The organism is Bradyrhizobium sp. 186 (assembly GCF_023101685.1).
Classification (GTDB): Bacteria; Pseudomonadota; Alphaproteobacteria; order Rhizobiales; family Xanthobacteraceae; genus Bradyrhizobium.
The window spans coordinates 3,455,288-3,468,272 of sequence record NZ_CP082164.1 but is presented as its reverse complement, the minus strand read 5'-3'; the positions used below and the strand labels follow the sequence as shown (position 1 = coordinate 3,468,272).

Annotated in this window: 12 protein-coding genes; 3 read left to right on the top strand and 9 right to left on the bottom strand. The window is 63.8% G+C overall.

Annotation, left to right across the window (positions count from 1 at the left end; all coding sequences use genetic code 11):
* Positions 1–111: 111 nt before the first annotated feature.
* On the top strand, positions 112–1,827 hold the full coding sequence (locus IVB18_RS16530; protein WP_247990097.1) for a caspase family protein: 1,716 nt from the start codon (positions 112–114) through the stop codon (positions 1,825–1,827).
* Between the two features lie 205 nt (positions 1,828–2,032).
* On the opposite strand, the gene IVB18_RS16525 is transcribed toward IVB18_RS16530, so the two are convergent.
* The 6 genes from IVB18_RS16525 to IVB18_RS16500 form a co-directional block, all read right to left on the bottom strand.
* Entirely contained in the window at positions 2,033–3,151 is a 1,119-nt protein-coding gene (locus IVB18_RS16525) for a cobalamin-independent methionine synthase II family protein (RefSeq protein ID WP_247990096.1), read from the bottom strand.
* Positions 3,152–3,170: 19 nt separating this feature from the next.
* On the bottom strand, positions 3,171–3,887 hold the full coding sequence (locus tag IVB18_RS16520) for an ABC transporter ATP-binding protein (protein WP_247990095.1): 717 nt from the start codon (positions 3,885–3,887) through the stop codon (positions 3,171–3,173).
* A complete protein-coding gene (locus tag IVB18_RS16515) occupies positions 3,880–4,635 on the bottom strand; it encodes an ABC transporter ATP-binding protein (RefSeq protein ID WP_247990094.1) in 756 nt (251 codons plus the stop codon). The genes IVB18_RS16520 and IVB18_RS16515 overlap by 8 nt, the downstream gene beginning before the upstream one ends.
* Entirely contained in the window at positions 4,632–5,660 is a 1,029-nt protein-coding gene (locus IVB18_RS16510; protein WP_247990093.1) for a branched-chain amino acid ABC transporter permease, read from the bottom strand. Before IVB18_RS16510 ends, IVB18_RS16515 begins: the two co-directional genes overlap by 4 nt.
* An 8-nt stretch (positions 5,661–5,668) precedes the next feature.
* Positions 5,669–6,538 carry a branched-chain amino acid ABC transporter permease gene (locus IVB18_RS16505; protein WP_247990092.1) on the bottom strand — a complete coding sequence of 290 codons (870 nt, stop codon included), beginning with the start codon at positions 6,536–6,538 and terminating at the stop codon, positions 5,669–5,671.
* A gap of 185 nt (positions 6,539–6,723) precedes the next feature.
* Positions 6,724–7,914 carry an ABC transporter substrate-binding protein gene (locus tag IVB18_RS16500; protein WP_247990091.1) on the bottom strand — a complete coding sequence of 397 codons (1,191 nt, stop codon included), beginning with the start codon at positions 7,912–7,914 and terminating at the stop codon, positions 6,724–6,726.
* A 527-nt stretch (positions 7,915–8,441) separates the two neighbouring features.
* On the opposite strand from IVB18_RS16500, the gene IVB18_RS16495 reads away from it, so the two are divergent.
* The gene (locus tag IVB18_RS16495) at positions 8,442–8,726 is read left to right on the top strand and encodes a hypothetical protein (RefSeq protein ID WP_247990090.1); all 285 of its coding nucleotides are present in this window, start codon (positions 8,442–8,444) and stop codon (positions 8,724–8,726) included.
* Between the two features lie 77 nt (positions 8,727–8,803).
* On the opposite strand, the gene purU is transcribed toward IVB18_RS16495, so the two are convergent.
* A complete protein-coding gene (gene purU, locus IVB18_RS16490) occupies positions 8,804–9,667 on the bottom strand; it encodes a formyltetrahydrofolate deformylase (RefSeq protein ID WP_247990089.1) in 864 nt (287 codons plus the stop codon).
* A 139-nt stretch (positions 9,668–9,806) separates the two neighbouring features.
* On the opposite strand from purU, the gene IVB18_RS16485 reads away from it, so the two are divergent.
* Positions 9,807–10,649, top strand: a complete 843-nt coding sequence (locus IVB18_RS16485) for a uroporphyrinogen-III synthase (protein ID WP_247990088.1) — start codon at positions 9,807–9,809, stop codon at positions 10,647–10,649.
* Between the two features lie 33 nt (positions 10,650–10,682).
* Here the strand turns inward: IVB18_RS16485 and IVB18_RS16480 are convergent, their stop codons facing one another.
* Positions 10,683–12,128, bottom strand: coding sequence for an adenylate/guanylate cyclase domain-containing protein (locus tag IVB18_RS16480; RefSeq protein ID WP_247990087.1), 1,446 nt, complete (start codon positions 12,126–12,128; stop codon positions 10,683–10,685).
* A gap of 170 nt (positions 12,129–12,298) precedes the next feature.
* Complete coding sequence (locus IVB18_RS16475; RefSeq protein ID WP_247990086.1) at positions 12,299–12,979, bottom strand: redoxin domain-containing protein; 681 nt, start codon at positions 12,977–12,979, stop codon at positions 12,299–12,301.
* Positions 12,980–12,985 lie beyond the last annotated feature (6 nt).

The window sequence follows — 12,985 nt, the reverse complement described above, 5'->3', positions numbered from 1 at the left end:
GAATACCTGGTCGAAGAACCTCGTTCGCGGCGTCCGCAACGATGGGAGCAGTGAACCCCGGCGCCCTGCCGGGCAACAAACAATCGCTCCTCCTCCTACGGGACCGCCGCCATGCGCCGCCTGCTCGTCGCGCTCTCGCTGCTCGCCGCAATTCTGTGGTCCGCGCCTGCACTAGCGCAGGCGCGCAGCCAGCTCGGGCCGCTCTGCACCACCGACACCACGCCGGCGGACCAGATGATCGACGCCTGCAACAAGATCATCGCGCTGAAGGTGTTCAAGGGCGAGCAGCTCGCCACCGTCTATTTCTGGCGCGCGGTGGGCTGGAACAAGAAGGGCGACTACGCAAAAGTCATCACTGACGCCACCGAGGCGATCCGGCTCCAGCCGAACCAGGCGGCCTACAATCTCCGCGGATCGGCCTATTACGACAGGGGCGAGTACGACATCGCGGTCGCAGATTTCGACGATGCGCTGAAGCTCGGCCCGCCGAGCGGCACCATCCTCCACAACCGCGGCAATGCCTGGCGCGGCAAGGGCGATTACGCCAAGGCGATCGCCGACTACGATGCCACGATTAAGCTGGAGCCGAAATCGGCATTCTCGTTCCAGAATCGCGGCATCGCGAAGGAGGCGCTCGGCGAGCTCGACGGCGCGCTTGCCGACATCAATCAGGCGATCCGGCTCGACCCGACGCTGCCGCAGCCGCTGATCAACCGCACCGCGATCTGGCGCGCCAGGGGCGACCTCGATCGCGCCATTGCCGACGGCAGCGAGGCCATCCGGCTTGCGAAGGAGAAGCTGCCGGTCAACATCATGACGCCGCCGAACAGCGTGCTGATCTCGGGCTACACCCACCGCGCGCTGGCCTATGAGGCGAAGGGCGACTACGACCGCGCGAGGGAAGATTACAAGGCGACGCTGGCGATCGTGGCCTCGGATGTCGGCAGCAAAGCCAATCAGGCGACCGCAAAAGTGCGGCTGTCCCTGGTCACGGATGCAGCCGCGCCGATCCCGCGCGATGCGCCGTCGCCGACGACGCAGCCGGCGGCCCCGGCGCAGCAGCAGACCGGCGCAGCGCCAGCCCCCTCGCCTGCTCCGGCCGTTCGCGGCACGCGGATGGCGCTAATCATCGGCAACGGCGCCTATGCGCACGTCAAAGCGCTGCCCAATCCGGCCAACGACGCCCGTGCCGTCGCCAAGAGCCTGCGCTACATCGGCTTCATCGTGTCGGAGGGCGTCGATCTTGACCGCACAGCGATGCAGAAGATGACGAGCGACTTTTTGCGCGAGGCCGCACGGGCGCAGGTCGCTGTGGTCTATTATGCCGGCCACGGCGTGCAGGTCGACGGCCGCAACTATCTCATTCCCGTCGACGTCGAGCTGAAGGCGGGTATCAGCATGACGGAGGCGATGATCGACATGGACACGATCATGGCCGGCCTCGACGATCAGGTCCGCACCAACATTTTGATTTTCGATGCCTGCCGCAACAATCCGATGGCGCAGCAAGTCGCGTCCGCCGGTGCCAATCGCGGCATCGAGAGCGCATCAGGCCTCGCCGCGCCGACGAGCCTAGGTGCCGGTGCAACGCTGGGCGCCGGCACGCTGATCGCATTCGCAACCGCGCCGGGCCAGGTCGCCCTCGACGGCGAAGGCGCCAACTCACCGTTCTCCGCCGCCCTCTCCCGTCACCTCGGCACGCCGGGGCTGGAAGTGCAGCAGATGCTGACGCGGGTGCGGGCCGAGGTAGTCTCGACCACGAAGAGCAAGCAGGTGCCGTGGTCGAACTCGTCGTTGCTCGGTGAGGTGTATCTGGCGGAGAGGTGACTGCGGAGTTGGCGAAGACCACGCCTAAAAACTCGATGTCGTCCCGGCGAAGGCCGGGACCCGCAGGAAGTGGTTTGACGAAGACTAGTAGTTGCCAGCTCGCTCCACGACTTCTCCCTGGGGGTATGGGTCCCGGCCTTCGCCGGGACGACACCGAGAGCGTGGTGAGGCCTAGCCGTCACTCACGTGACGGACTGCGTGGGGCCTAGTTGCCCCAAACTTCCTTCGCGATCTCGACCGCGAGGCCGAGCTTGGCCCACTGCTCTTCTTCAGAGAGAATGTTGCCTTCCTCGGTCGAGGCGAAGCCGCATTGCGGGGAGAGCGCGAGCTGCTCCAACGGTACGAACTTGGCGGCTTCTTCCAGACGGCGCTTGATGTCGTCCTTCTTCTCGAGCTCGCCGAATTTCGAGGTGATGACGCCGACCACGACGACCTTGTTGCCCTTGGGCAGGAAGCGCAGCGGTTCGAAGCCGCCGGCGCGGTCGCTGTCGTATTCGAGGAAGTAGCCGTCGTAATTGGTGCCGGCGAGCATGGTCTCGGCGACCGGCTCGTAGCCGCCCGAGGAAATCCAGGTCGAGCGGAAATTGCCGCGGCAGACATGCGTCGTCACCACCATGTCGGCGGGCTTCTCGGCCAGCGCGTAGTTGATGACGCGCGCATAGATCTGCTGGAGGCCTTCCGGATTGTCGCCGCGCTCGCGCGCCTTCTGCAGTTCGTCGGGCGAGCAGAGATAGGCCCACACGGTGTCGTCGAACTGGAGGTAGCGGCAGCCGGCGTCGTAGAAGGCCTTGACGGCTTTCCGGTAGGTCTTGCCGAGGTCCTCGTAGAAGGCGTCGAGATCGGGATAGACGTCCTTGGAGATCGCCTTGCGGCCGCCGCGGAAGTGCAGCACCGCCGGCGACGGGATCGTCATCTTGGCGGTGACGTGGGCCTGGTCGGTATACTTCTTCAGGAAGCGGAAGTGATCCAGCATCGGGTGGTCGTCGGGAAAGTCGAGCTTGTCGATCACCCGCACCGCGTCGTGACGGGTCTGCACGCCCGCGAACTGGATGCCGGTGTCGGGGTGAAACAGCTCGCAGCCGGTGAGCTTGGCCAGGAAATCGAAATGCCACCAGGAGCGGCGGAATTCGCCGTCGGTCGCGAGCTTCAAGCCGACCGAAGCCTGCTTGTGCACGACCTTCTCGATCTCCATGTTCTCGATCTTGCGCAGGTCATCGGCCGAAATCTCGCCCTTCTCGAGCCTGGCGCGGGCTTCCTTGATCTTGGCCGGACGCAGGAGGCTGCCGACCTCGTCGGCGCGGAAGGGGGCTTTGGTTCGCTGCATTTCTGACTCCCAGGGCTTCTTAGTGGGCCGCCGCCCCTGCGACGCCGAGATGACGCTCGAGGACCGACGGGTCGGCCTTCAGCGCGGCGCTCGGGGCGTCGTGGACGATCGTTCCGCGCTCCAATATCACAACGCGGTCGGCCAGCCCCAGAATCTTTTGCGCATTCTGCTCGACGATGATCGAGCAGATGCCGCCCGCCCGGGTGATGGCGCCGATCGCCTTCAACAGTTCCTCGACGATGATGGGGGCAAGGCCCTCGGTCGGCTCGTCCAGCAGAAGGACCTTCGGGTTGAGGGTCAGCGCGCGGCCGATCGCCAGCATCTGCTGCTCGCCGCCGGAGAGCTGGTTGCCAAAATTGCTCCGCCGCTCCTTCAGCCGCGGGAACATCTCGTAGACCCTCTCGACCGTCCAGGGGCCGGGCTGCGCCACCGCGGTCATGTTCTCCTCGACCGTCAGGGAGCGGAAGATATTGCGCTCCTGCGGTACCCAGCCGATCCCGGCGCGCGCCCGCTGGTCGGGCCGCAAGGTCGTGACATCGCTGCCGGCGAGCGCGATGGTGCCGGCGAAGCGGCGGGTGACACCTACGATGGAGTTGATCAGCGTGGTCTTGCCGGTGCCGTTGCGCCCCAATAGCGCCAGCACCTGCCCCTCCGCAAGGCGCAGGGACATGTTCGGCAGCACGACCGCCTCGCCATAGCCGGCGCGCAGGGCTTCGATCGCGAGCAGGTCAGACATTGACCGCCTCCTCGCCGAGATAGACCGCCTTGACCTGCGGGTCCCGCGCGACCTGTTCGGGCGGGCCCTCGGTGAGCAGCGCGCCCGAGACCAGCACCGAGATGCGATCGGCAAAGGAGAACACGAGGTCCATGTCGTGCTCGATCAGCAGCACGGTGACGTCGCGCGGCAACGCGCCGACGACGGCGAGAATGTCGTGGCGCTCGCTTTCGGGCACGCCGGCGGCGGGCTCGTCGAGCAGCAGCACGCGCGGCTTGGCCGCGATCGCCACCGCGATCTCGAGCAGGCGCTGTTTGCCGTAGGGCAGCGTCACGGTCTCTTCGTTCATGACGTCGAGCAGATGGAAACGGGCGAGCAAATCGGCGATCTCGTCATTGACGTCATTGCGCGTGCCCATCCGCCGCCACCAGTCACCGCCATGACCGAGGCGCTCGGAAACCGCGAGGCCAATGGTCTCGAGCGGAGTCAGGTCGGGATAGAGCTGGTTGATCTGGAAGGTGCGCGACAGGCCGCGCAGCACGCGCTTGTGCACGGCAAGGTCCGTGATGTCCTGGCCTTCGAGCAGGATACGCCCCGAGTTCGGCTTCAGCACGCCGGTGAGCTGATTGATCACCGTGGTCTTGCCGGCGCCGTTCGGGCCGATCAGCGCATGGCGGGCGCCCTGCTCGATCTTCAGGGACAGATCGCGGGTGACGCGCAGGCCACCGAACTGCTTTTCGAGGTTCTGGGTTTCAAGCGCGATGGTCATGCGTCGCTCTCCGGTACGGCGACGACGGCCTTGCGTCCGGCAATCTGCTTGATCACGAGATTCGGCGCGTACAGCACCCAGCGATGCAGACGCTGGCGGCCGACCAGCACGATCACGACCAGCACCAGGCCGATCCAGAACTGCCAGTATTGCGGCGTGATGGTGGCGAACAATTCCTGGAGCATGCGGAACAGCACCGCGCCGATCAGTCCGCCATAGAGATAGCCCGTGCCGCCGATCACGAGCACCAGCATCAGGTCGGCGGAGCGCTCGAAGGCGAACACATCCAGCGAGGCGATCGCGGTGGTCTGGGTGAACAGCGCGCCGGCAATTCCCGCGTAGAAAGCCGCGAGCGTGTAGATCGCGATCAGGCGGCGGTTGACGGGAATGCCGATCGCCGCGGCACGTAGCGGATTGTTCTTGATCGCGCGCAACGATAGGCCGAACGGCGAGTGCACGACGCGGCGGGCGAACAGGAACAGCAGGAACAGCACGGCCAGCGAATAGAAGAAGCCGGTCTTGCCAAACATGTCGAACGGGATCTCGCCGAAGATCGGCTGCATCTCGATCCCTTGAAGACCGTCGGTGCCGCCGGTGATGCTGGAGAAGCGCTCGGCGAGCGCTTCCAAGAGCAGCGCGATGCCGAGCGTCACCATCAGCCGGGTAAGGTCCACGCCGCGGATCACCAGGAAGCTGGTGGCGAAGCCGAGCACCATCGCGGCAAGCCCTGCAACGATCAGCGCAAGCACGGGCTCGTTGATGATCCCATGCAAGGCAAGAAGCCCCGCGGCATAGGCGCCGACGCCGAAGAAAGCGGCATGTCCGAGCGAGACGATACCGGCATAGCCGAGGATGAGATCGAGCGACATCGCAAACAGCGCCAGCCGCAAGATGTCGGTCATGATCAGATAGCGCGTCGGAAACAGGAAGCCGCAGGCCAGCACCGCGAGCCAGAAGGCGGCTTCGCCATAGTGCCAGCGTGCCCGACGCTGGGCGTGATGACCGACGTCGGAAGAAGCGTTCATCGGCGAACTCAACGCGTGGCCGTGCGGCCGAACAGGCCGTTCGGGCGCCAGATCAGGATCACGATCATCATGGTGTAGATCACGAAGGGGCCCATCTTCGGCACGTAATACTTGCCGGCGACGTCGCCGATGCCGAGCAGGAGCGAGGCCAGGAACGGGCCGGTGATCGACGACGAGCCGCCGACGGTGACCACGATCAGGAAGTAGATCATGAATTTCAGCGGGAAATACGGATCGAGGCCGAGTATCTCGGCGCTGAGCGCGCCGCCGAGGCCGGCGAGGCCACAACCGAAGGCAAAGGTAAAGGCGAACACCTGCGGCACGTTGATGCCGAGGCCGCTCGCTGCACGGGGATCATCAACCGCAGCGCGCAGGCGGCTGCCGAAACGCGTCTTGGCCAGCACCATCTGGAGCGCGATGGTGAGCAGACCGCAGATCACAATGATCATCAGCCGGTAGCGGCCGATGCCGACGCCGAACAGGTCGAATTGGCCCTGGAGCGCGGCTGGCAGATTGATGAAGACGCGCGACGATCCCTGAATGTAGTCGACGGCCGCGACCGACATAAACGTCAGACCGATCGTGAACAGCACCTGGTCGAGATGGCTGCGCGCATAGAGGTGCCGATAGAGCAGACGCTCGAGCACGATGCCGATCGCGGCGGCTGAGACGAAGGCGAGCGGCAGTGCCGCAAAGAACGGCCAGCCCATCCGGTTGACCAGCACCATGCAGACATAGCCGCCGGCCATGGCGAAGGCGCCGTGGGCGAGGTTGACGAAGTTCATCAGGCCGAGCGTGACCGCGAGCCCGCAGGCGAGCACGAACAGCAGCATGCCGTAGGCAACGCCATCGAACAGGTTGGTGAGGATTGAGGTCATCGGCTCAGCTTGGAGTTAGTCGTCATGGCAGGGCAAAAGCGCAAAGCGCGTCTCCAAATAAATGTCCGGCCATCCACGTTGTTGTTTCGGCTCTCGCGTGGATTCCCGGGTCATCAAGCGCGAAGACGCGCTTCTGCCGGGGCATGACGAGAGCGGGAGCCCCGGGGATGACGCGCTTTGGCGCGTCATTTCTTGGTCTTGCCGAGATCCTTGACAGCTTCGAAGGTTGCGAACTCGACATTGTAGAGTTCGCCGTCGACCTTCTCGACCTTGCGGATGTAGATGTTCTGCACGATGTCGCGGGTCTCGGGATCGATCGAGATCGGGCCGCGCGGGCTCTCCCACTTCTGGCCCTTCATGGCCTCGACCAGCTTGGTGCCGTCGGTGTCGCCGTTGGTCTTCTTCAGCGCCTCGTAGATGAGGTGAATGCCGTCATAGCCGCTCACCGCCATGAAGCCTGGACGGGTGCCGTACGCCTTCTTGTAGGCGGCGACGAAGTCCTTGTTCATCGGCGAGGGATGGGCTGCCGAATAGAGATGCGCAGTGACCGTGCCGAGCACGGCGTCGCCCATGTTGTTGAGGAGATCATCGTCGGTGACGTCGCCCGGTCCGATCACCTTGATGCCGGCCTTGTCGAGGCCGCGCTCGGCATATTGCTTCATGAAGTTGCCGCCCTGGCCCGCCGGCACGAACACGAAGATGGCGTCGGGCTTGGCGTCCTTCATCCGCTGCAGAAACGGCGCGAAGTCGGGGTTGGCCAGCGGAGTCTTGACCTCCTCGACCACTTCGCCGCCGCCGGCGGTGAAATTCTGCTTGAAGAAGTTCAGCGCGTCATTGCCTGGCGCGTAGTCCGAGGTGAGCGTCGCCACCTTCTTGATGCCGTTCTTCACCGCCCAGTCGGCGATGATGGTGGAGGACTGCGCCAGCGTGAAGCTGGTGCGCACGATATAGGGCGAGCGCTCGGTGATGATGGAGGTGCCGGCCGCCATCACGACTTCCGGGATCTTAGCTTGCGTCGCAAGCGGAGCAGCAGCGAGCGCGGCCGGCGTCACGCCGAAGCCGGCGATGAAATTGACCTTGTCGTTGACGATCAGCTCTTGGGCGGCGGTCTTGGTCTTGTCCGGAATCGCAGCATCATCCTTGAGGATGATCTCGACCTTCTTGCCGGCGACGGTGTCGCCCTTCTGCTGCATATAGAGCTTGATCGCGTTCTCGATCTGCTTGCCGGTCGAGGCTTGGCCGCCGGTCATCGGCAGGATCAAGCCGACCTTGACGGTGTCCTCGGCCTTGGCAGGCGCGACGGCCGCAAGGCCCGCGATGGCGGCCGCCGCGGCCGCCCAAGAGACCTTATAAGAAAGCTGTTTGCGTTCGAACATCAGACGTCCCTCCCCTTAATTCCTGACCTCTTGTGCGCCGGATCGAGTGCCCGATCCTTGCCTCACCTTTAGCTTACGCACGAGCCCTATCGCGCGCCACATGGCGTCCTTGGCGTCCCCATTGTCAATCGGACGTTTGGCGACCATTCGGCGCAAGCCGAGCGTTCCGATTGCCGAGGGCGGTGAGCGATGTCGCGGTTACGCCCGGGTAACCCGAACACCCCCGATGCTGGCCGCTTCGATTTGTACGATTGTACAAACAAAATGGACCTGTCAACGAAAAAGCCTCCTCGCCGACCAAGTCACTAGTCGCGAGTCCCTTGCCGCAGTCTAGAAACGCGACCGACCGCGTGGATGGAGGATTTCATCTTTCTTTTGCAGAATTTGTACATCGGCGAGGCCTTGGCGGCCGCGACTCGGTAACCAATTACCGATCTCGAATAAGTCTATTTTACCTTGTTGAAGGCTACTCTCCCGGCACCAGCCTGACCTGGCGTCCCACCAACCAACCCCCGCGCGCCCACACAATGCCGAAGCCCTTCCGCTCCCTCCTGGCCCTCGTGGCGGTCGCGGCCGCGCTGTCCGGCTGCGGTACGGTCAACGAAAAACTCTCTGCCGGCATGGGCGACTACGTCCCGCAATGGGCCGGCGGCCTGCCGGCCGACGCTCCGCCGCGGGCAGGCACGGCGCAATACGACGCCTACATGAAAGAGCGTGAGCGCAAGCGACTGCTGCCGGCAGCCGATCGCGAGAAGGAAGAGCAGGCGCAGAAAGGCGCGACAGGCTCGGCGTCCGGGAACGCGGTGCGATGAGGAGGCGAATGGCGAATAGGGAGTAGAGAATAAGGAGGCTACCTTTTTTCTATTCGCTACTCGCCACTCACCATTCGCTAATCCATAAACACCACGGTCTTGCGGCCGTTGAGGATGACGCGGTCGTCGAGATGGTAGCGGATCGCGCGGGCGAGCACGCGGCGCTCGATGTCGCGCCCCTTGCGGACGAGATCTTCGGGCGTGTCGCGGTGACTGATGCGCTCGACGTCCTGGTCGACGATCGGGCCCTCGTCGAGATCGCGCGTGACGTAATGGGCGGTCGCGCCAATCAATTTCACGCCCCGCTCATGGGCCTGGTGATAGGGTTTTGCGCCCTTGAAGCCCGGCAGGAAGGAGTGGTGGATGTTGATGCAACGGCCGGAAAGGCTGGCCGAGAGATCGTCCGACAGGATCTGCATGTAGCGGGCGAGCACCACGAGATCGGTCCCGGTCTTGGCAACGAGATCCAGGATCTGCCCTTCCTGCTCGCGCTTGGTCTCCTTGGTGACCGGCAGATGGTGAAACGGGATTCCGCCGAAATCGAGCCCGGCATAGACCTCGCGCGGATGGTTGGAGACGATCGCGGTCGGGATCATCGGCAACTCGCCAGTGCGCCAGCGATAGAGAATATCGACCAGGCAGTGGTCGGACTTCGACACCAGCAGCATCACCTTGCGGTGCGCGGCACGGTCGCGCATCTGCCACTCCATGCCGAAGCGCTCGGCGATCGCGGCAAAGCCGGTCTGAAGTGCCGACAGCTCCACGGCGAGATCGGCCGCGGTGAACACCACCCGCATGAAGAACTTCTTGGTCTCGATGTCGTCGAACTGCTGGGCGTCGAGAATGTTCTGTCCATTGTGAGCCAGGAAGGTCGACACCGCCGAGACGATGCCGGGGCGATCCGGACAGGACAGGGTCAGGACATATTGATGATCGGGCATGGCCTTGCTGAAGGTTTGGGCAAAGGGTGCGGAACCCCGCGATTTGCGCCCTGCTCTATCACCGACCCCGCCCTTGCGCCAATCCCGAGCGCGGAGTCAGGATGAACAGACGATTGCGAATTCTGACCGGAGCATCCCCATGGCCGACCGCTTGAACGGCTACCGCATCCTGATCCTGGAAACCCGCGAGGAGGCGCAGTTTTCAAAGCTTCTGGCCGAGCAAGGCGCCGATGTCGTGCAGTGCCCGATGTTCACCATTCACGACGCGCCCGACCCCGCCCCGGTCGAGGCCTGGATCCGCCGCGCCATCGACGGGCCGTTCGACGACCTCGTGCTGATGACCGGCGAGGGCCTGCGGCGGATCATGAAGGTCGCGCGCGAACGCGGGCTCGACCAGGCTCTTGTCGCGGCGCTCGCCAGATCGCGAAAGTTTACCCGCGGCCCGAAGCCGGGCAAGGCGCTGCGCGAGATCGGTCTCGAGGCGCAGCAGACCACGGAGAAGCCGACCACCGACGGCGTGATCGAGATGTTGGCGGAGCTCGACCTGAAGGGCCGGCGCCTCGGGCTCCAGCTCTATCCCGACAAGGACCACAGCGCGCTGATCGGGTCGCTCTCGGCGCAAGGCGCCGATGTCGATACCGTGCTGCCTTATGTCTACGACCCCAAGGCGGCGGACGCCAACATCGTTGCCGCCATCGACGACATGGCCGGTGGCCGCATCGATTGCGTCGCGCTCACCAATCTCGGCCAGGTCCGCCGCCTGATCGAAGCCGCAAAGGCGCATGGCAGCGAGGCGCGCTTGCGAGCAGGCTTGAAGCGGACGCTGATCGCGTCGGTCGGACCTGCGGTCTCAGGCGAACTCGCGGCGCATGGCCTGCAACCCGACATCGTGCCGGCGGAGGACGCCTATTTCATGCGCCCGCTGATCTCGGTGATGGCCGTAGTGCTGGCGGAGAAGAAGCCGAAAGTGTCGGTGAAGTGAAAATCTTCAGCAGGGTCGTGCCGGAGCAGGATTCTATCCACGCACGACACGATACACGCACGCATTTCCTTCGACGCCGCGGAGAGGTGCATCAAACTCAACGACGGCGTGACCGGCGAGGAGACCGCTGACGCCCGGCGCCGAATAAAGCGCTTCCGAGACACAGATTTCGCCGGCATCGGCCAGCGCTTGCACGCGCGCCGCAACATTCACAGTCTGCCCGAAGTAGTCCAGATTTTCGTTGAGGGTCACGGCAATCGACGGACCACAATGCGCTCCGATCTTGAGGATGATGCTCGGATCACCATGCTCGCTGTTGTAGCGTTCTATTTGTCCGAGCATATGCAGCGCCGCGGAGACCGCGTCTGTCGGGCGGGAGAAGACCGCCATCACGGCGTCTCCGATCGTCTTGACGATGGCGCCGGAATGCTCCTGGACGGTCGCTCCCAGCAAGGCAAAAAGCTCGCGGACCAGGGCATAGGCATTCAGATCGCCGAGACGCTCGTACATTGCGGTCGAACCCTTGAGATCCGTGAACAGCAAGGTCACCTGCCGGATGCCGAGGCCTTCCCGCTCGTCGACGCGTTCCGAGCGGAACAGGCGGCGGAAGGTATGCCGCGCAAGCAACATGCCACCGGACATATACGGTTCGAACTCGAGCGCAGGCTTGGTCGTCTGAGCCAGGACTTCGGCCGGCCAATTGATCAGGAGCAATGAGCCACGCACTGGGCCGGAGTTCTCCACGTCGATCACAATGGGGCCAGCCGGGACGGCGGACAGAGAAGGCGAAAAACGCCGCCCATCATATCGGACTCGCAGGACGGTCGGCGCGGTCGCGGGTTCGCCTGCGACCGAGACCAGGAATGCAGCCTGCGTTTGGACGTTGACGCCGGCCAGAGCACCGGGACCGAGTTCGGCGCGAAGAGTGGTGGTCGAGCCGGGCGGCAAGAACGCGAGTCCGCGAACCAATCCATGCAGGAAATCGAGAAATCGGACCTGCTGGCCGGGCAAGCGCGCGTCGCCCAAGAAACGAAGCTTCCAGTGGAAATCCTCGACCGAGAGGGAATGAGGATCATGAAATGGAAGCCGCCGGAGTTGCGGCGAGACCGTAAACGTAACCTCAATGAAATCGTCGAGGTTGGTTTCACCGCTGACGTCGCATAGGCCGCAAACGTAATGGGTCTTCAGGGTGCGCAGAGCGCCAAAGCTGTCGAGCACCATGCCGGATTGGGGACAAACAACGTCCCAACTCATCTCGAACAACCCGCTCCTTGTCGCGTGGAGAAACAGGTCGATGCTTTCCGCCTCGGTGATGGTCCGATCACGCGCGAACGCAAGAGGATTGATCCGGTAGAGGGAGAGATCGTCACCGCTCCTGATAAGCGTTTCAAATTTCGAGATCACGCGTGGGCTCCAGGATCGGGCCTGCTCAATCTCGGTCATCTTGCTTTCGAGGAGCCGCTCCTGGATGTTGGTCATTGTGCGCCCTGGGTCATTGCAATGTCATGAGCAGGAATGGCCGTGGTTCAAACTGATGCGCATGTCACGCGGCCACCGATCTCCGCGATGGCAACAGCGCCGGCGGAGAGGAAGCCGCGGATTGCAGCGCGTTGGGCGCAGCATTTGCACCGCCAACCAAGCAACGATGCCTAGCCTGCCACCTGCGAGGCGGCCGACATCAACTCCTGCGGGCTCGGCATGCCGAACATGCGCTGGCCGCCTTCAGGAACCTCGGTAAAGGTCCAGCGCACGATCCCTTCCCGATCGAGCAGGAACTGGCCAAACAGCTGGCCCTGGCCGGTTGCCGCCATGCGCTGATCGGCTTCCATCATCTGGTAGCCATCCTTGTTGTTGAGCTGCTCGGCAGCCGCCAAACGATTCATCGGCCCGGACAATTCTCCGGGAATGTCGACCTGCATGCTCATGACCACATCCATGCCCACTTTGCGCGGCCATTCGGTTTCCTTCTCCGTGAACTCGAGATTGGGCAGGCCGAATGCACGGTGCGAGACCCGCTCGGGATCGGACGCGGCGAGCAGATTGGGCAATGGATGATAGCGGAAGTAGAGCCGCGCGCGCTCGATCGGCGTATTGACGACCGTGAGACTTTCGACGCCCTTGTCGCGCAGAGCCGTGTCAAGCTGCGCCTGTGCCGCAATATGGCGGCGACAGAACGGGCAGTGCAGGCCCCGAAACAGGCCGACCAATATCGGACTCTGCCCGCGAAAATCCTCGAGCGCGATCTTCCCTTCGCGCGTGATGGCGTCCAGCACGATGTTCGGTGCGCGATCACCCGGTTGGAGCGGTCCATCGACATGACGTTCTGACATGGTTGA